Below are 18,552 nucleotides of genomic sequence, written 5' to 3'. Positions count from 1 at the left end.
GGCCACGACCACGGCAGACTGTGCCGATGCTGATCGAATCGCGGTCACCCGACCTGCCCTCGACGCCGGGAGTCACGCTGCGTCCCTGGTGCGCCGACGACCTGGATGAGCTGGTGCAGGCGTACCGGGATCCGGTCCTGCGCCGCTGGACCAGAGCCCCGGTGACCACCACCGCCGAGGCGCGACGGTGGCTGGACGGCGCGCTGCGCGACTGGGCCGGCGGGCGGCGGTACACCTTCGCCGTCCTCGAAGAGCAGGCCGACGGCGCTCGGCTGGTGGGCAACGTGGTGCTCAAGGGGGTCACACCGCAGCGCCCGGCACCGGAGGTGGGCTACTGGACGGCGTCGTGGGCGCGCGGCCGCGGCGTAGCCCCTCGCGCGGTCACCGCGCTGAGCCGCTGGGCGTTCGACCGGTTCCCCGAGGTGGCGCGTCTCGACCTGCTGCACCAGGTGGACAACGTCGCCTCCTGCCGGGTGGCGCAGAAGTGCGGCTTCGTGTTCCAGGAGGTGTTGCCGGCCCGGCCGCCCTTCCCGCTCGACGGCCACCGGCACTCGCTGCACGCCGGCTAGCCGGGCGGCACTGCCGACACCTCCCGCGCCGACCGTCCGACTCTGCGGCGAACGGGTCCGAACACCTGCTCCCGGCCACGACGGCGCGAACGCGGATACGGTCTGGGCCGAGCGCCCAGACGACCACCCACCCCTCGACGCTGGTGCGAGTCAGTCGACTGCGGCCCGCCAGCTCCAGGAGGTGCGCCTCGCCCGGCCGGGCAGGTCACCGCGGCCGGTCATCCAGAGCAGCACCTCGGGCGCCGCCCCGGGCGGGGCGTCCGGGAAGAGTCGGCGCAGCACCAGCGCGCTCAGCCGCTGCGACGGCTGCCACGGCACACCGAGACCGAGGGTGATGTCGTGGGTGTGCAGCAGGGTCTCGGCCACGCCCATGGCGGCGAAGCCGGGCGGATCGCACGGGCCCCAGTGCCAGGCCCGGGTGTCCGGCGGGGCGGCGTCGACGGCGGCGGCGAGCAGACCGGCGCAGGCCCGCACCACGGTGAGCACCTGCGTCGGGGTCGCGTCGGGGGAGACCCGCAGGTCGTACGGCAGATAGCCGTCATCCGGGCGTCCGGTGACCTGGCCCGCGTACGCCAGGAGGTCGTGCGCGACGTGCGCCGCGGTGGTCCAGCAGCTCCAGCTCAGCGAGCCGGCCGGCACCGACGACCAGTCGCGCTCCCGGTGTGGCAGCAGCACGCTGCTCATCTCCTCGGCCGCCTCCCGCAGGTCGGCGCCGGTCACCGCCGACATTCGCCAACCCGCCGGGTAGCGCCAGGCGTGGGAATCTCGTCATCGGTCAAGAAGGTCGAGGCATGCAAGAATCCATCGTCGCACATGGGGGGAGGCGATCAGGGTGTTGCCCAATCAGGTGGTGGACACGACGATGCTGCCCCCGGCGGACCGGTTCGCGTTCTGGTATGCCCTGGTCGCTCAGGAGACCGCGCCCGCGCACATCAGCAGCGGCCACCTGGACAACTTCGTGGCCTACGCGCAGGCCATCAATCTCGGCCGCATTCGGATGACCTCGCTGCGCTACCCGTCACTGGACTCGATCCGGCCCACGAAACTGGTCCGCCGAGCCGAAGGGGATGTGTACCAGCTCGCGATGCCACTGACCGGTCGCAGCACCCTGATCCATGACCGTGTCGAGTCCACGCTGGAAGCCGCGAACCATTTCACGCTCTTGGACACCGCGCGGCCACACGTCGCCCGACACCGCGCGGACGGCCCCGGTCTCGCCACAACGATCACCGTGCAGATACCGCACGCGGCGCTGCCCCTGGCGCCGGACCGGCTCCGTCGCCTGCTGGCCACGCGGATGTCGTCGCACCTCGGCGTCGGCGGGCTGTTGGCCCACCACCTGCGCAGCATCGCGGCGCACCCGGAGCAGTTCGAGCCGGCCCAGGCCGAGATCCTGGGCGGGGTGGCGGTGGACCTGCTCACTGCCGCCCTGGCTCAGTACCTCGACATCGAGGACACCCTGTCACCGGAGGCGCGGCAGACCGCACTGCGGGCCCGGGTCGTCGACTTCATCGACCGCCACCTCGACAGTGACGAGCTCAGCCCCCGCAGCGTCGCCGCCGCCCACCACATCTCGCCGCGGTCGCTGCACCGCCTGTTCGAGGCGGAGTCGACGACGGTCGCCGAACTCATCCGCGCCAAGCGCCTGGAGCAGTGCCGGCGTGACCTCGGCAACCCGCTGCTGCGACAGCCGATCCAGGCCATCGCCGCCCGCTGGGGTTTCCCGGACAAGGCCCACTTCAGTCGCCTCTTCCGTGCCCACTACGGACGTTCGCCGCAGGAATACCGCACGGGCGTCCCTCGCCAGGATCGGTGACCCGCCCGACCGGTCGCTACCGCCGGCGGTCGGTCGGATCGTCCTCAACGAAGTCCCGGACCGCGGCACGGATGCTCTCGCCGTACGGGTCGTCCGGCAGCCGCACCAGGTGTTCGCGGGCTCGGGCGAGGTGCTCCCGGGCCGGGCCGACGTTGCCCAGGCGCCGGTGGCAGTCGGCCAAATTGAGGTACAGCGACGGCAGGAACGCCTGGACCTGGAGCGAGGACAGATACCGCTGGGCGCGTTCGTCGGTCAGATCGGACACGGCGGCCAGGGCACGTTCGTCCCAGGTCAGCTCCGCCTCGGTGGTCTCCTGAAGGTCGGCGAGGTAGTGCGCCAGGGTGCAGCGGTGCAGGGCGTCACCGGTGGGGCCGAGTTCGTCCCACAACGCGGTGAGCAGCTCGCGGGCTCGGTCAGGTGCGCCGCTCTGGCCGAGCTGCACGGCCTCGATGATGCGGGTCATGGTCGGGTCGGCGGTCGCCTGGTCGGTCATGTCGCCGATGGTCGAGCCTCGACCCGGTCGAGGGTCAAGTTGCTCTCGGGCCCGTACGGCACCGGCATCCGTCGACCCTCGCAGGGGCGCTGCGATGGTGCACCGTCTCAGCTCCGCGCCGGTGACCACCCGTCGGCGACGAAGCGGGAGGCGTCGGCACCCTCGCCGGAGAAGAGCATGCCGTGCCGGTCCGCCGCTACGAGCCGGTCGACGTAGACGCCACGCCCCTGGCCGGAGCCGTCGGTGCTGCTGCTGAACCGCAGATGGGTGGCCTGATCGGGCAGGGCCACCGTGACCTGCCACCACACCCGACCCCCGTAGCCGGTGACCGTGCCGTCGGCGCTCCACCGGCGGGCGCCGTCGCGGAGCTGCATCGTCGCCGGCGCCCAGGTCTGACCACCGTCGGTGGAAACCTCGAATCGCGCGCTGTCGAAGCGGGGCTCGGTGTCGTACCAGAGCAGGAAGCTCGCCGCCCCGCCACGGCCGGGCCGACGCAGCGGCGCCGTGAGCGTGCTCGTCGCGGAGTCGCGTGGGTCGGCCCGCCAGGCGCTGGCCGAGCGCGGCCGTACCGGCATCGCCTCCGCGAGGTCACGCGCGACGGCCCGTCGGGCGACGTTGTTGCTGCCCCAGCCCCGGTCCGGGTGCACCCGGTTGCTGAGCATGACGACGAACGAGTGGGAGAGCGGGTCGATGACGATCGACGTTCCGGTGAAGCCGGTGTGCCCGAAGGCCACCGGAGAGGAGAGCCCCATCATGTACCAGTGCTTGTTCAGCTCGAAGCCGAGCCCGCGGTCGCTCTCCGGGTAGGCCGACTCGAGCGGCGCGTTGTGATTGACCAGCATCGCGCGCACCGTTTCCGAGCGCAGGATCCGCCGGCCGCGGTATTCACCGCCGTTGAGCAGTGACTGGCAGAGCACGGCCAGGTCCGCGGCCGTGGAGAAGACCCCGGCGTGCCCGGCCACCCCGCCGAGCGACCACGCGTTCTCGTCGTGCACCTCACCCCACACCATGCCGCGTCCGGCGTACGGCTGGTATTCGGTCGCGGCGATCCGCGACCGTCGTTCCGGGCCCGGGTTGTAGCCCGTGTCGGTCATGCCCAGCGGCCCGGTCACACCGTCGCGGACCAGGTCGGCCAACGGCCGACCGGTTACCCGCTCCAGCAGGACGCCCAGCGCGATCAGCCCCAGGTCGGAGTAGACGTACTGGCTACCGGGCGTTGCCCCGGCGGTGAGCGGCGTGGCGAGCGCGGCGGCGAATCGCTCGGACGGTGTCGGGTACCTGCTCCACAGTGGTGTGAACGCGGGCAGACCCGATGTGTGGGTGAGCAGCATCCGCACGGTGACCGCCGCCTTGCCGCCGGCGGCGAACTCCGGGACGTACCGGACGACCGGCGTGTCCAGCTCGACCCGCCCCCGCTCCACCTGCTGCATGGCGACGATCGTGGTGAAGAGTTTCGACACCGACGCCAGGTCGAAGATGGTGTCGCGCCGGGTCGGGATCTGCTGGTCGGCGGGGAGTTCCACGCCGACCAGATCGGGCGGTGGCCCAACTGCGGAGTACTTCACCGCGCTGCCCACGGCGGCGTGCTCAACGATCACACCGTCCTTGGCGGCCAGGACCACCGCGCCGGCGTACGCCGGGTAGCCGGGGTGCTCCGGGGTCGGCTGGAGATACGCCGCCAGGTCGGCGGGCAGGCGATCCACCTGGTCGGGGAGCAGTCCGACCTGGCGGGCGCTGCCGCGCCGCAACGTGTCGTGACGGAACTGGATGTCCGCGGGGGTGACGGTCGGCGGACCGGACGTAGGTGTCGCGGCGACCGCCCCGGTGGTGGGCAGCACCGTGCCCAGGATCACCAGGGCCAGGCCGAGCGCGAATGAGCGGAGCGGACGACGGGCCGACCTGGTCATGACCGCACTCCTCAGTAGAGCAGGTAGGGCCGGCGACGCCGGTTGAAGGTGGCCAGCTCCTCGGCCCAGGCGCCGACGACGTCGTCCACGTCAGCTCCGGCATCGATCTGGGTCCGCAGTCGCGGCGACCCGGTGAGCTTGTCGATCCAGTACGGGCGCACGGTGTCCCACGAGTCGCGTCGCCAGGCGAACGCCGGGTACCTGTGCGCCTCCACGAGCATGGCCACGCCGGTGCGGATCGGGTCGTACACCGCCGGGTCGACGACCTTGACCTCGACGCCGGCGCAGAGCTTGTTGAGCAGGTCCGGCTTCTGCCCGGCCGCGGTCGGCGAGAAGTACGCCTCGCGGAACTCGACCCCGGGCAGGTTCCGGGCGTTGAGCCGGTCACCCCAGTGGTGGTCGAAGTCCGTCGCCAGCCCGCCGATCAGCTCGAACGGGCGGCACGTGCCGCGCCCCTCGGTGATCGAGGCGACACCCTCGAACAGCCCGGTGCCCGGGTAGACCAGGGCGGTGTCCGGGGTGGGCATGTTCGGGCTGGGCATCACCCAGGGCACGCCGGTGTCGGCGGCGAGGGCGTCGCGCTTCCAGTGCCGGCACCGCACCACGTGCAGGTCGACCGGTCGTCCCGCCTCGGCCGGCAGGAACGTGGCGTTGAAGAACCGGGCCAGCTCTCCGACGGTCATCCCATGCTGCTGGATGATCTCCTTGAGACCCACGCCCGAGGTGTACGGGCTGGTCATCATCGGCCCGTAGGCCCGCCCGCCGATCGGGTTGGGCCGGTCCAGCACGACGTAGCGTTTGCCGACCCGGGCCGCGGCGACCATCGAGGTGTACATCGTCCAGATGTAGGTGTAGAAGCGGACTCCGACGTCCTGGATGTCGAAGACCACCGTGTCCACCCCGGCCTCGGTGAACATCGCTTCCCACCGGGCCTGCGAGGCGCCGTACGCGTCGTACACCGGGATGCCGGTGCGTGCGTCGACGCCGGTTCCCTCGCTGCCACCGGCCTGGGCGGAGCCGCGGAAGCCGTGCTCGGGGCCGAACGCCGCGACCAGCTGCACCCGACCGGAACCGTGCATCAGGTCGACCAGATGCCGGTAGGCCGCGTCGACGCCGGTCGGGTTGGAGATGACGCCCACGCGCTGACCGGCGAGTTCGGCGAACCCGGACGACACCAGCTCGTCGAGGCCGGTGCGGACCCGACGGTCACGGGAGTTCGCCGCCGCCGGTCCGACACCGAGCGTCCCCGCCCCCAGCGCGCCCGCACCAACCGCGCCGACCAGGAAATTCCTTCGCTGCATGCTTGCCTCCTACCAGCTCAGGCCGTGGCCGTAGGGGTAGAGCACGGAGCCCGCCCCCTCGGCCGTGGGGATCGTGACGGGCAGCCGTCCGCTCGGGGACAGCTCGCCGTGCAGCGCGCGGACGAGGGCGTCCATCGCCGCGCGGGTGTACGAGTACGTCGCCAGGTAGGTGGTGACACCCGGCAGGTACGCGATGTCGTACGGGTCGCGGACGGCCACGACGATCACGGGTTTCCCGGCGCCGAGCAACGCCGCGACGAGGCGCTGCTGAGTGGCTCGCGGGTCGGTGACGGCCGTGTCCCACGCCTTGTTCACGAGCACGACGGTGAGGTCGTGCTCGGCGGCCTGGCTCGCCGTGGCGGTGATCGTCGCGTCGGAGGGCAGGGTCGCCGGTCGGGCGGTGACGCGGGCACCACGCGTGGTGAATCCGGCGGCGACCGTCGCGACCGGGGCGAAGGCGGCGCTGTCCCAGCCCGTGACCAGGACCGACCGGTCGGCGTGGGGCAGGGGCAGCACTCCGGCATCGTTGCGGACGGCGGTGAGTGTCGGGTCGGTGACCTGGGTGACGGTGGCGAGGTGCTCCGGAGCGCCGACGGTCCGGACGGCCTTCTCGACGTCGACAAGCGGCGAGCGGGCGAGTCCCTGGCGATACTTCACGCCGAGGATGCGCCGGACCGACTCGTCGATCCGACGTTCGGTGAGCTCGCCGGTGGCGACGGCCCGCAGCACCGCGTCCCGCGCCAGCGCGAGATTCGGCGGCATGAGGAGCTGGTCGGCGCCGGCCTTGAGCGCCAGTACGGGCACCCGCTCGTCGCCGTACTTCGCCCGCACGCCAGCCATGTTCAGCGCGTCGGTGACGATGACGCCCCGGAAACCGAGCTCACCGCGCAGCACGCCGGTGAGGATCGTCGGCGACAAGGTCGCGGGGTCGCCGGACGGGTCGAGCGCCGGGACCACGATGTGCGCTGTCATGATCGTGTCGACACCGGCGCGGATGGCACGCTTGAACGGCGGCGCGTCGATCCGATCCCACTCGGCGCGGCTGTGGTTGATCACCGGGAGACCGGTGTGGCTGTCGGTGGCCGTGTCGCCGTGCCCGGGGAAGTGCTTTGCCACGGCGGTCACTCCGGCCCGGTCCTGAAAACCGCTGACCTGGGCGGCGGTGAGGTCGGCCACGAGGGTGGGGTCGGCGCCGAAGGACCGCACGCCAATCACCGGGTTGCCCGGGTTGACGTTGACGTCGGCGATCGGCGCGTACGGCTGTTGGATGCCGACGGCGCGCAGCTCGCGTCCGGTGACCTCCGCCGCCGTCCGGGCGGCCCGGGGCGACCGCCCCGCGCCCAGCGCCATCGACCCGGGGAACTGGGCGGCGGGGGAGGGCATTCGCACCACCGCGCCCTGCTCCTGGTCGGTGGAGATGAGCAGTGGCACCCTGCCCTTTGCCCCGTCGCCACGGGCAGCCCTCTGCAGTCCGTTGGAGAGGGTCGCGATCTGCCGGGGGCTGTCCAGGTTGTGCGACCAGGAGAAGTAGCAGACGCCGCCCAGGTGGTACCGCTCGATCACCTCGGCCGGTGTCTCCACACCGAAGGCGGCGAGGTTCGCGGTCCGGTCCGCGGCGCTGGGGTCCGTGGCGTCACCGCCGTAGACGTAGGTGGCGAAGAGTTGTCCGACCTTCTGCTCCAGGCTCATGTGTCGCAGCGTCGACGTGACCCAGCCGTGCTCGGCGGTCGACGGGCGCACCGGCGTGGCGCCCTGGGCAGGCAGGGGAGCGAGAGTGGCCGCCAGTGTGGCCGCCAGGGCGGTCGCGGTAACGAGTCGGGTCTGCATAGACGCCTCTCAGTCCGGGTGGCTGAAACTTAGCTACACGTCAGCCTCCCGTCAAGAAGACAACCTACGAATTGCCGCCGGCCGACACGGGGGGCCCCGGGAGCGCGCTTGAACCGTCGCCAAAGGACACGTCGATCGCCACCTCGGCTGGGAGCTGTTGGCCTACCTCCTCGCGTTCGGCTCGATCGCGATGAACGTCGCCACCCGCCGAATGACCCGGGCGATGCTGCGCTGACGACCACCGCATCCTCGACCCCTCATCGCTGGGCGACGATGGCCTCGAGCACCGTGCGGACGGGTGTCGGGCGATGGCCGATGACTGCCTCCAGCGTCGGATCGGTCACCGCGAACTCCTTCTCTCGCGCCGCGCGGTACATGCCGAGAGTGAAGTCGGCCGCCGCGGCGGGCATGCCCCGCTCGATGGCGGACGCCCGCCACTGGTCGTCATCCGCGACGACACGTTCGACGGTGCGGCCCGTGATGTCGGTGAGGATGGCGGCCACCGCTTCGAGGTCGAGCATCTCCGACGCGGTCAGCGGTGCCGTGACCCCGTCGAGCAGGCCCTCCTCGGTCAGGGCGACGGCTGCGGCCTCGGCCAGGTCGGCGTGCGCGGTCCAGGAGACCGGGCCGTCCGCCGGCGCCACGAGCTGCCCGGTCTCCAGCGCCGTACCGATGGAGAAGCTGAGCGTGCTCGCGTAGAACCCGTTGCGCATGGCGGTGAAGGGAACCCCCAGCCCGGCGAGATACTCCTCGGTCGCGGCGTGCGTGGGCTGGGGGGCGAAGAGCGAGTCCCGGGAGGCGGCCTGGTGGCTGGTGTAGAGGATTCGATTGACTCCGGCGTCGCGGGCGGCGTCGACGGCGGCGCGGTTCGCGACGAACGCGCCGGGGCCGCGGATGGCGGCGGAGACGACGAGGACCTTGTCGGCACCCTCGAAGGCGTGCCCCAGCGTGGCCGGGTCGGTGAAGTCCGCGGCGCGCAACCCGCACCCCGCGCTCGGCGAGGCCGGCGGCCCTGTCGACGTCGCGCACGCTCACGCCCACGGCGTCGGGTGACAGCCGGTCGAGCAACCGGTCGACGATCTGGGACCCCAGCTGGCCAGTGGCACCGGTGACGACGATCATGATGAGCACTCCTTGTTATCGACGTTACGGTGCGAACGTTAGCATCGATAATTCATGGATAACAAGTTACTGTTAGCATCGGTTCATGGTGACGACGCAGGACACCCGCGACGATGTCCGTGCGGGCATCGTCTCGGCAGCGACCCAACTGCTGCGGGAGAAGGGCGCGAACGCGGTGACCACGCGCGCCGTCGCCCAGGCCGCGGGCGTGCAGGCGCCGACCATCTATCGCCTGTTCGGCGACAAGGACGGCCTCATCGACGCCGTCGCCGAGCACGTCATGGCCACGTACGTCAGCGGCAAATCCGTGGCAGCGGACGGCGACCCGGTCGCGGACCTGCGCGCCGGGTGGCGCGCGCACGTGGAGTTCGGCCTGACAAACCCCGAGTTGTACGCGCTGATCGCCACCCGGGGGAGCGGTGCGCCCTCGCCGGCGACGATCGCCGGCCTCGACGTGCTACGCCGCCGTGTCCGACGACTCGCCGCAGCCGGCCTCCTCCGGGTCGACGAGGAGCGGGCGCTGATGATGATCCACTCTGCGGGCAACGGCACCATTCTCACGCTGCTGGGAATGCCCGCCGGGCAGCGTGACCTCGGTCTGGGTGAGGCCATGCTCGATGCCGTGCTCACCAGCATCCTGGCGACAACTCCGGTAACACCCGACACCACCGCTAACGCGGTCGCGGTGACCTTCGCGACCGTGCTGCCCGACCTCCCGGGGCTCACCGACGCCGAACGCGCGCTGATGGCCGAGTGGCTGCGCCGAACGCTGACCCACCAGACGCCGTGATCACGTGGCGAGGAAACAACTCGACGGGATCACGGCGGGGGATATAGCGTGCAGTCGACCGCGACACCGCCCGAGGAGGTGAGACCCATGAACGTTGAAGCGATGTGGGTGCTCCCCCTTGCCGTCACGGTCGGGCGATTGACGTAGGTGTCGCCGGGAGCGCCTTGCCAACACGGCACTCCCGAGAGGCAACACCTATGCACCCTCCGCAATTCACCGCCGACCATCCGTCGACCGATCGCACGCCCCACACGTATGACGTGATCATTGCCGGATGCGGGCCGACCGGTGCGATGCTCGCCGCCGAACTGCGGCTGCACGACGTACGGGTCCTCGTCGTGGAGCAGGAGACCGAGCCGGCGTCGGCCGTCCGCATCGTCGGCCTGCACATCCGCAGTCTGGAGCTGATGGCGATGCGCGGGCTGCTGGAACGCATCCTCCCGCACGGGCGGCAGCGTCCGGCCAGCGCCTACTTCGCCGCCATCGCCAAGCCAGCGCCCAAGGGCCTGGATTCCCGGTACGCCTATCTGTTGGGCATCCCGCAGCCGGTCATCGAACGTCTGCTCGAAGAGCACGCCATCGACCTGGGCGCGCAGGTCCGGCGCGGTCGGGCGGTCACCGGTTTCGAGCAGGACGACGAGGGTGTGACAGTCGAGCTGGCCGACGGGGAACAGTTGCGGTCGCGCTACCTCGTCGGCTGCGACGGCGGGCGCAGCACGGTGCGAAAACTGCTCGGCGTCGGCTTTCCCGGCGAGCCCGCCCGGACCGAGAGTCTGATGGGTGAGATGGAAGTGGGCGTCCCGCAGGAGGAGATCGCCGCCACGGTGGCCGAGATCCGCGAGACCCATCAGCGATTCTGGCTCCGGCCCGCGGGCGTCGGGGTCTACAGCGTCCTGGTGCCCGCCGCCGGAGTCAGCGACCGAACCGAACCGCCCACCCTCGACGACTTCAAACACCAGTTGCGCGCCATCGCCGGGACCGACTTCGGCGTGCACTCCCCGCGCTGGTTGTCCCGCTTCGGCGATGCCATCCGGCTGGCCGACAGTTATCGAATCGGGCGGGTGCTGCTGGCCGGCGACGCGGCGCACATCCATCCGCCCATCGGCGGACAGGGCCTGAACCTGGGCGTCCAGGACGCATTCAACCTCGGCTGGAAACTGGCAGCGCGGATCCGCGGCTGGGCGCCGGAGGCACTGCTGGACACCTACCAGACCGAACGCCGTCCGGTCGCCGAGGCGGTGCTGGACAACACCCGAGCCCAGACGGAGCTGCTGTCCACCGAACCGGGCGCACAGGCGGTGCGCAGGCTGCTCACCGAGTTGATGGACTTCGACGAGGTGAACCTTCATCTGCTGAAGAAGATCACCGCCATCGGCATCCGCTACGACTTCGGTGCCGGCCCCGACCTGCTCGGTCGGCGCCTGCCCGACATCGACCTCGAACAGGGCCACCTCTACGGTCTGCTGCACCGCGGCCGCGGTCTGCTGCTGGACCGCACCGAACGCCTCACGGTTGGCGGCTGGTCAGACCGGGTGGACTACCTCGCGGACTCGACCGCGGCACTGGATGTTCCGGGTGTCCTGCTGCGCCCCGACGGCCACGTCGCCTGGATCGGCGACGACCAGCAGGACCTGGACGCCCACCTCTCCCGCTGGTTCGGCCGGCCCGCCCTCTGACCTCAGGCCGGCGGCCTCGATGTTGAGGAACTATCAGTGACCGGGCTCGGAACGACGCTCTGGGTTGCCCCGAGCCCGGTCACTGATGTGAGGCTGGACGTGCCGGTGACGGTTCATGACGCCGCCCGCGGTCAGGTGCGACTGAACCGCCAACGGGTCGCGGTCAGCCCGTCCGTGCCATAGCCGAAAGCCCGGACGGGGGAGACCTCGTAAAAGGCATACTGGGGCGACCCCGGCAGACTCTCGTCATAGACTCGGCCGTCCCTGATGGCGAACGCCCAGGCGTACTTCGTTGCGAAGGCGGCGGCCACCCGGCGCAGCGCGGTGTCGCCCGACACCTGGTGAGCTTCACCGCTGACCACCAGGTCGAGGTCGTCGCTGCTCACGGTGATGACAGCGCGGGGGTTTCCGGCCAGGTTTCGACTCTTGCGGGAGGGTGGGCGGCTCGCAATGCACGGCGCGCCGTCGACCAGCACCACCATCACCGGCGCGGCATGTGGACCGCCGTCCGGTCCCACCGTGGACAGCCAACACTTGTGCGCCGACTCCACACAGGCCAACGCCAGCCTCCAAGGTTTGAGCGTCGCCACGTCGGTGTTGAAGGGTGTCGCATCTCCCTCGCCGAAGAGGAGCTCAGCGACTGGCGTGTGAACCCTCATGACGGGTCCCTGGTCGCGTCGTACTCGTCGTGCAGCCGCCACCACTGGTAGGGCTGGGTCTGCGGCCAGCCTTCCGGCGAGTCCTCCCAGGTCTCCTGTCGGCCGTATGGCGTCAGGTCGAGGAAGGACCAGTTACTGCCGAGCCGTTCCACGCCCCGCGCGGTGGTGGTGTAGGTGCGGAAGATCCGGTCGTCGGCGCGGAGGAAGACGTTCAGTCCGAAGCCGTCGCCGGTTCCCATGTCGGCGTTGAAGCTGTTGTTCAGCGACGAGTACCAGGGCAGGGCCCAACCCATTCGCCGCCGCAGCGCCAGCAGGTCGTCCAGTGGGCCATGGGACGTCAACGCCAGGGTGACGTCGCGGGCGTTGAGGTGGGCCGGGTGTCCGACGTTGTCGGTGAACATCGAGCAGCCGGAGCAGACAGCGTCGACGCCGTGCCACATGAAGGTGTACACGATGAGTTGGCGGCGACCCTGGAACAAGTCGGTCAGACTGGCAGGCCCGGCCGGGCCCTCGAACACGTAGTCCTTCTCGACCGGCGTCATCGGCAGCCGGCGACGTGCCGCGGCCACCGCGTCGAGCTGGCGGGTGAGTGCCTTTTCCTGGATACGCAAGGTGTTCAGTGCCTCTTGCCAGTCCTCGGTCGGCACGATCGGCGGATGGTTCATACGGGCCTCTTTCGGCTTCCATGCGCGCGTGGAGGGCTCAACCAGCCCGTCCCCTTAAGGAACGGACTCGTTGTGACGCTAACAGAGTCAGTTCCTTGAAGGAACCACCTTGCGTATCGTGGCGTCATGCAGCGAACGCAATTCGGCGCCATGGCGTGCTCGATCGCCCGCACACTCGACGTCATCGGTGAGCCGTGGTCTCCGCTGATCCTGCGGGACGTCTACGCCGGCACGCACCGCTTCGAGCAACTCCAGCGGGGCCTCGGCATGTCCCGCAAAGTGCTCGCCGAGCGGCTGAACTGGCTGGTCGAACAGGGCGTCCTGGCCCGGCGGGAGTATTCCGCCCGACCGGTCCGGCACGAATACCTGCTCACCGACAAAGGCAGGGAGCTATGTGATCTGCTCCTTGTCATGGTGCGGTGGGGTGACCGGTGGACGGCGGGCGAGGCCGGCCCGCCGGTGCTCTACCGCCACCACGCCTGCGGCAAGATCAGTCATGTGGAACTGCGGTGCTCGGAGTGCGAACAGCCCATGCGGGCTACGGACATCGACCTGTTGCCCGGGCCTGGAGCCCACCCGGAATCTTGACCATCGGATCGGTCAACATCTTGCCTCGGCACTCACAACGGAACTCGCCAGTGCGATCGATCCAGCACCGGAGCGGTCGCGTCGTGTGCTGTGGATGCTGGCAGACTCATCGCATGACGGGTCTGACAGCCGAGCTCGTGGTCGACGGTTGTGCCCCGCAGGCCCCGGCGCTCGCCCCGAACGGGCACTTGCTCTGCTACGTCCTCGCTCCCCTCAGCCGAAGCAGTGACCACCTCGACACCGAACTCTGGCTCGTCGACACCGATGCCGCGGTCGCGTCACGCCGGGCGACCGCCGACACCGCGACCGAGTCCCAGCCACGCTGGTCGGTCGACTCGGAAACGTTGTTCTTCCTGTCCGACCGCGCCGACCGCGGTACCCCGCAGTTGCACGGGCTCACCCTCGCCGACGGCACGGTGACCACGTTGTCCAGTTGGCGCGGCGGCGTCCTCGACCACCTGCCGCTCAGCGATCCCAACCTGGTCGCCCTGCTCGCCGAGGACGAACCTACCGAGCAGGACGAGCGCCGTGCCCGGGACCGCGACGACGCCATCGTCGTCGGCGAGCGTGAACCACGTGCCCGGATGCGCCTGCTCGACCTGCGTACCGGCCGGGTCACCACCCCGAGTGTGTTCGGTGACCGGCACGTCGTGGAACTGCGCCAACGTCCCGACGGCGGCCCACTTGCCGTTCTCACCTGGGCCTGCACTGACAACGACTACGGCCCACGCACCGGCCAACTGCACCTGTTCGACCCCACGACCGGGACTGCGGAGAACCTCGGACCGGTCGAGGTCGACGCACGATCTCTGGCCTGGTGGCCGGGCGCGGACAGTTGGCACCTCGGTTGGATCGCGCTCACCCCACCGGCTCTGCAGGCCGGCACCGCCGTGTTCGACCTGGCCGTGGGCAGCCGCGTCCTGCGCAACCGCACCGCTGGTCTTTCGATGTGCCCCACCGAACTTGGCCAGACCGACGCCGCCCCGCTGGTGGTGTTCGCCGACGGCCTGAACACGACCCTGGCCCGGCTCGACCCCACCGACCTCACGACCCTGTCGCATCAACCGGGGCGCCTCGACAACCTCACCACCACCCCTACCGGCGACAAAATCGCGGTACTGACCGGCACCCGTTATCAGCCCTCGAACGTTCACATCGGAGCGCCAACCGGCCCGTTGCGGCGAATTACCAACACCCGTCCGGAACTGGACGGCGTCGCACTCGGCACCCAGCAACCGCTGGCCTATCGCGCCGCTGACGGCCTCGACCTGGACGGCTTGCTCGTCCTGCCGGTCGGAAGAACCGCATCGGAAGGCCCGTTCCCGCTGGTCACGATCGTTCACGGAGGCCCATACGATCGCTACGCCGATCGTTGCCAGCTGTTCTGGTTCCCCAGCGCGCAGTGGTTGGCCGCCGCCGGCTACGCCGTGTTGCTGCCCAACCCGCGCGGCGGCCAGGGCCATGGTCACGAGTTCGCCGCCAGCGTCGCCGGTCGAGTCGGGCAGCAGGAGTGGACCGACGTCCTGACCGGCATCGACCTGCTCATCGCCGAAGGCATCGCCGACCCTGATCGGCTGGGCATCGCTGGCTGGAGCCACGGCGGCTTCATGTCCGCCTGGGCCGTCGGCCAGACCGACCGCTTTCGCGCCGCGCTGGTCGGCGCCGGCATCATCGACTGGGGCATGCTCGCCGCGACCGGGGAGAACGGCCAGTTCGAAGCCGCACTCGGCGGCAGCACCGGCTGGTCCGGTATCGGCCCACACCCACACGACGCGGTCAGCCCGATCTCCTTCGCCAGCAACATCCGCACTCCGGTGCTCATCCTGCACGGCGCCGAGGACACCAATGTCCCCCTCGGACAGGCCGTGTACCTCCACCGGGCGCTGCGCCACTTCGACGTCGAGCACGATTTCGTGATCTACCCGAGAGAGGGCCACTCGATCCGGGAACGCCACCACCAACTCGATGTCCTGCGCCGGACCCGCGCCTGGTTCGATCGCTGGCTCGGACCTGACCTGAGCTGACTGTGCGGCTGGACGGGCTGTACGCCACCGGCGCCCGCAAGGTCCCGGCCGGGTTTGTGCCGACGAAGTGAGCCGGCTACCTGGTCGCCGCGGAGCGGACCGGCGACAACCCGCCCGCGAAGCCACCCCCGCCAACACCTGAACTCAGTCGCACGTCGCCGCCGCGCGAAGGCTGCTGGTGGCCTATGCGACATCTCGCCCCAACTGATCGGCGTAGGCGCTGATCCACCTCGCGTCGCGTCGGTAGAGCCCGACGTGACTGCGAATGTTCTCCTGTCCTTGATCAGCCCGCGCCTTGGTGAAGGCGGCGAGGTCGTGTAGTCGATGGACCGCGACCTGGAGGATGTGAGCAGGGTCCTGCCCCGAGCCGTAGGCATCGCAGAGCATGCGCAGCCGACGTGCCCGCTCGCCCAGATCACTGTCGATTGCGTCGCCGTTGTCGGGATGGGCCAGCGGCACCAGCCGGTAGGCAAGGTAGGCCAGATCCCACGACCGGGGACCGGGCGAGGCGGTGTCCCAGTCGATGACTCCGGTGAGCCGCCGGTCGGTGAAGACCATGTTGTACGGCGCGAAGTCGTTGTGACAGATCACCTCAGCTGGCTGTCGCACCGGGAACTGCCAAACTCCGCCCACGGTGTCGAAGCTGGCGCTGGCGTGGTGAAGTTGTGCGAGGTGGACACCGGCATCGGTGAGGACGCCATCGCTCCAGATCCAGTCCGGCAACGGGTACTGCGGCACGATGCCCGGCAGGTACGAGACGCTGTCACGTCCGTGCTCATCGGTCCCGAGCGGTTGCGGAGTCCAGGTGACGCCACGCTCACGCAGATGTCGTAGCAGGCGTTGAATCGTCGGGCTCCAGGCGCCGGCACCGCGGCGAACAGTGGCACCGACACGCGTTGCGCCCCCCATGTTGCCCCCGGGCAGCGCTTCCTCCTGCTCGCCGACCGCGTTCGCGCTGTGGTCATTCATGCCGACATCCTCAGCGCGTGGGGGCCGCAACGCCACCGCGTTCCCGAGGCGGACTGACGCGAGGCCCGAGCCCAGGGAACCAAATACTGGATTGTTATTAACGATAATCCGCTAATTACCCGGGACGAAAGGTGCGAAACGTACGAGCACCATAATGACAGTTATGCAGCGTAATGAGTCAGGGTGTTGTAGGTGGCCCGACGAGCCGCCTGCCCTGTCCCGAGAGGACTTGATGCGGATCGCTGGTGGTGAGGCGTCTGCCAGAATGACTTCCTCGATCCGTGGGGGCGTGCGGTGCTTCCGGGTCGTGGATGGAGGAACGGTGTGAGCGACGTACGGGGGCAGTTGCTTGACGATGTCGCTGACATGGTTCCGACGTTCCCCGCGCCGCAGTGCGTACGGGTGGCCGTTGACGGGGTCGACGGGGTGGGTAAGTCCACGTTCGCCGGCGAGTTGGCCACATTGCTGAACGGCCGGGGACGTCATGTCGTGCACGTGTCGGCGGACGACTTTCATCACCGTCGGGCTGTGCGGCATCGCCGGGGCCGGGATTCGCCGGAAGGCTTCTGGCTCGACAGTTACGACTACGAGGCCCTCGTCCACAACGTGCTGGAGCCGTTCGGTCTCGGGGGCTCTCGCCGTTACCGTCCTGCTGCCCATGATCTTCGGACAGACGAGGTCCTGGATCTTGCGTGGCGGACCGCGGCGCCTGGCACGGTACTCATCGTCGACGGGCTGTTCCTGCACCGTGACGAGCTGGTGGAGTTCTGGGACTTCTCCGTCTTTCTTGACGCGCCGTTCGCGGTCACCGTGGCACGGATGGCCCGACGTGACGGCTCGCATCCGGATCCCGAACATCCCAGCCTCGGCCGCTACGTCGACGGCCAGCGGCTGTACTTCGCCGCCTGCGCGCCTCACGAACGCGCGTACGTCGTCATCGACAACCAGAATGTGACCCGACCGGTCCTCGCCAAGGTCAATATCGGCCGACGATGATCGAGGTGGTTGCAGGGCGCCTGCTACTGCGGCAAGCGCCCTGCTCCTGATGCTTCAGAGCGGGTTGCCATACCCGCCGGGTAGGACGCCGCAGTTTCGGCAGGCTTTTCCCGGGCGGGGGTTCTCGTCGCCGCAGACCAGGCATCGTCCGGCCGGGTCGACACCTGCGGCGTACGCATCGAGCACCCGCTCCACCACGATGGAGAGATCCTCGGTGGGATGCTTCTGCGGATCGGGGCAGTAGGCGATGTCGTGGCAACCCCACGAGTCCCACGGATGCGGCGTCGTGGGGACTCGCCGACCCTCCTGCTTCTGCAGTCGCCGCTGTGCCGCGAAGGCAACTGCCCTTTCCAGCACCAGAGGGCGGGCTGTCTCGAGTTCACCGAGGGCCCGGACCAGCGACGAGGGATCGTCCTCAATGACGGCGGGGATGCGGTGCCGGGTCGCCAGGTGATGCCAGGTGGCGTGGAAGCCGTACGGCGCGAAGTGGTAGAGGCAGTCCCGTAGGTGCCACCGGCGCCGTCGGGGGCTGAGGCTCTCGTCACGCACCCGGCGGGCGGTCGCGCGGAAACTGGTCATCTCGGGACGATCACTACGAGCGGCCGTACGCTGCGCGGGCCTGGGCTACCTCGGCGGCCTCACGCTCACGCCAGCGGCGCTGGGCCTCCCGGTTGCAACTGCGACAGACCCGACGGTACCGGCCCGTGGCCGGGTCGAGCTCACGGTCGTGGCCGTTGCGGCACTGTGCCAACTGGTTGCGGCTGCGGCAGGCCTCGGCCCGGCTGAGCTGGCGCAGATGTGTCGGCTCGATGCAGTCGGCGGCACCGCAGGTCTGGTCGACGTCGAGGGCGGGGTCGTACCCGCCGACGAGGACGACGTACGCGGCGATGTGCGCCCACGCGCGACCGGCGACCTTCTGGTGCACCCCGCGTCGTCGCCCGTAACCCTCGATGACCAGGCAGCCGTTCCCCGTGCGGTGTGAGCGCTCCAGCAGGTAGGCGCGCAGCGACTCCTCGGTGTGGTACCGGGACAGACCCTTCACGGCCGAGAGCACAGTGTCACCGTACCCACGTCGCGTTGCCACGTCGAACGACGGCGGTCGTGCTCCGGCCGGTAGCCGACCGTGCTGTCCACACCGGAGCTGCCGTAG

General features: G+C 69.9%; 18 protein-coding genes. 7 read left to right on the top strand and 11 right to left on the bottom strand.

Annotated features, from left to right (window positions below; all coding sequences use genetic code 11):
• Positions 1 to 26: 26 nt before the first annotated feature.
• Positions 27 to 569 carry a GNAT family N-acetyltransferase gene (locus tag ABTW72_RS28725; RefSeq protein WP_350863939.1) on the top strand — a complete coding sequence of 181 codons (543 nt, stop codon included), beginning with the start codon at positions 27 to 29 and terminating at the stop codon, positions 567 to 569.
• Between the two features lie 150 nt (positions 570 to 719).
• Here ABTW72_RS28725 and ABTW72_RS28720 read toward each other — a convergent pair whose 3' ends face one another.
• Complete coding sequence (locus ABTW72_RS28720; RefSeq protein ID WP_350863936.1) at positions 720 to 1,298, bottom strand: maleylpyruvate isomerase N-terminal domain-containing protein; 579 nt, start codon at positions 1,296 to 1,298, stop codon at positions 720 to 722.
• 103 nt (positions 1,299 to 1,401) lie between these two features.
• Between ABTW72_RS28720 and ABTW72_RS28715 the strand changes: the two genes are divergently transcribed.
• Complete coding sequence (locus tag ABTW72_RS28715) at positions 1,402 to 2,385, top strand: AraC-like ligand-binding domain-containing protein (protein WP_350863933.1); 984 nt, start codon at positions 1,402 to 1,404, stop codon at positions 2,383 to 2,385.
• Positions 2,386 to 2,401: 16 nt separating this feature from the next.
• Here the strand turns inward: ABTW72_RS28715 and ABTW72_RS28710 are convergent, their stop codons facing one another.
• The 5 genes from ABTW72_RS28710 to ABTW72_RS28690 all read right to left on the bottom strand — a co-directional run bounded on the left by ABTW72_RS28710 (position 2,402) and on the right by ABTW72_RS28690 (position 8,893).
• Complete coding sequence (locus tag ABTW72_RS28710; protein ID WP_350863931.1) at positions 2,402 to 2,878, bottom strand: hypothetical protein; 477 nt, start codon at positions 2,876 to 2,878, stop codon at positions 2,402 to 2,404.
• A gap of 107 nt (positions 2,879 to 2,985) precedes the next feature.
• Positions 2,986 to 4,785, bottom strand: coding sequence for a serine hydrolase domain-containing protein (locus tag ABTW72_RS28705; protein ID WP_350863928.1), 1,800 nt, complete (start codon positions 4,783 to 4,785; stop codon positions 2,986 to 2,988).
• Positions 4,786 to 4,796: 11 nt separating this feature from the next.
• Positions 4,797 to 6,086, bottom strand: coding sequence for an exo-beta-N-acetylmuramidase NamZ family protein (locus ABTW72_RS28700; RefSeq protein WP_350863926.1), 1,290 nt, complete (start codon positions 6,084 to 6,086; stop codon positions 4,797 to 4,799).
• 9 nt (positions 6,087 to 6,095) lie between these two features.
• Positions 6,096 to 7,913 (bottom strand): glycoside hydrolase family 3 protein, encoded by a 1,818-nt coding sequence (locus ABTW72_RS28695; protein ID WP_350863923.1) that lies wholly within the window; start codon positions 7,911 to 7,913, stop codon positions 6,096 to 6,098.
• Positions 7,914 to 8,170: 257 nt separating this feature from the next.
• Positions 8,171 to 8,893: an NmrA family NAD(P)-binding protein gene (locus ABTW72_RS28690; protein ID WP_350863920.1), complete on the bottom strand. Its 723-nt coding sequence runs from the start codon at positions 8,891 to 8,893 to the stop codon at positions 8,171 to 8,173.
• 227 nt (positions 8,894 to 9,120) lie between these two features.
• Between ABTW72_RS28690 and ABTW72_RS28685 the strand changes: the two genes are divergently transcribed.
• Together ABTW72_RS28685 and rox are read left to right on the top strand one after the other, a co-directional pair.
• Entirely contained in the window at positions 9,121 to 9,825 is a 705-nt protein-coding gene (locus ABTW72_RS28685) for a TetR/AcrR family transcriptional regulator (RefSeq protein WP_350863918.1), read from the top strand.
• A 197-nt stretch (positions 9,826 to 10,022) separates the two neighbouring features.
• Positions 10,023 to 11,501, top strand: a complete 1,479-nt coding sequence (gene rox, locus ABTW72_RS28680) for a rifampin monooxygenase (RefSeq protein WP_350863915.1) — start codon at positions 10,023 to 10,025, stop codon at positions 11,499 to 11,501.
• Between the two features lie 131 nt (positions 11,502 to 11,632).
• Here rox and ABTW72_RS28675 read toward each other — a convergent pair whose 3' ends face one another.
• Complete coding sequence (locus ABTW72_RS28675; protein ID WP_350863912.1) at positions 11,633 to 12,160, bottom strand: pyridoxamine 5'-phosphate oxidase family protein; 528 nt, start codon at positions 12,158 to 12,160, stop codon at positions 11,633 to 11,635.
• Complete coding sequence (locus tag ABTW72_RS28670; RefSeq protein WP_350863909.1) at positions 12,157 to 12,825, bottom strand: DUF899 domain-containing protein; 669 nt, start codon at positions 12,823 to 12,825, stop codon at positions 12,157 to 12,159. Before ABTW72_RS28670 ends, ABTW72_RS28675 begins: the two co-directional genes overlap by 4 nt.
• Positions 12,826 to 12,951: 126 nt before the next feature.
• On the opposite strand from ABTW72_RS28670, the gene ABTW72_RS28665 reads away from it, so the two are divergent.
• Both ABTW72_RS28665 and ABTW72_RS28660 read left to right on the top strand, forming a co-directional pair.
• Entirely contained in the window at positions 12,952 to 13,413 is a 462-nt protein-coding gene (locus ABTW72_RS28665) for a winged helix-turn-helix transcriptional regulator (protein WP_112602389.1), read from the top strand.
• A gap of 113 nt (positions 13,414 to 13,526) precedes the next feature.
• Complete coding sequence (locus tag ABTW72_RS28660; protein WP_350863907.1) at positions 13,527 to 15,437, top strand: S9 family peptidase; 1,911 nt, start codon at positions 13,527 to 13,529, stop codon at positions 15,435 to 15,437.
• Positions 15,438 to 15,620: 183 nt separating this feature from the next.
• On the opposite strand, the gene ABTW72_RS28655 is transcribed toward ABTW72_RS28660, so the two are convergent.
• Positions 15,621 to 16,406 carry a phosphotransferase gene (locus ABTW72_RS28655; protein ID WP_350863905.1) on the bottom strand — a complete coding sequence of 262 codons (786 nt, stop codon included), beginning with the start codon at positions 16,404 to 16,406 and terminating at the stop codon, positions 15,621 to 15,623.
• Between the two features lie 402 nt (positions 16,407 to 16,808).
• On the opposite strand from ABTW72_RS28655, the gene ABTW72_RS28650 reads away from it, so the two are divergent.
• Positions 16,809 to 17,402, top strand: a complete 594-nt coding sequence (locus tag ABTW72_RS28650; RefSeq protein WP_350863902.1) for a nucleoside/nucleotide kinase family protein — start codon at positions 16,809 to 16,811, stop codon at positions 17,400 to 17,402.
• Between the two features lie 54 nt (positions 17,403 to 17,456).
• On the opposite strand, the gene ABTW72_RS28645 is transcribed toward ABTW72_RS28650, so the two are convergent.
• Both ABTW72_RS28645 and ABTW72_RS28640 read right to left on the bottom strand, forming a co-directional pair.
• The gene (locus ABTW72_RS28645; RefSeq protein ID WP_350863899.1) at positions 17,457 to 17,981 is read right to left on the bottom strand and encodes a hypothetical protein; all 525 of its coding nucleotides are present in this window, start codon (positions 17,979 to 17,981) and stop codon (positions 17,457 to 17,459) included.
• 13 nt (positions 17,982 to 17,994) lie between these two features.
• A complete protein-coding gene (locus ABTW72_RS28640; protein WP_350863896.1) occupies positions 17,995 to 18,456 on the bottom strand; it encodes an HNH endonuclease in 462 nt (153 codons plus the stop codon).
• Positions 18,457 to 18,552 lie beyond the last annotated feature (96 nt).

This window comes from Micromonospora sp. NPDC127501, assembly GCF_040302185.1.
Lineage (GTDB): Bacteria > Actinomycetota > Actinomycetes > Mycobacteriales > Micromonosporaceae > Micromonospora.
This window is presented reverse-complemented; position numbering and strand designations above follow the sequence as displayed.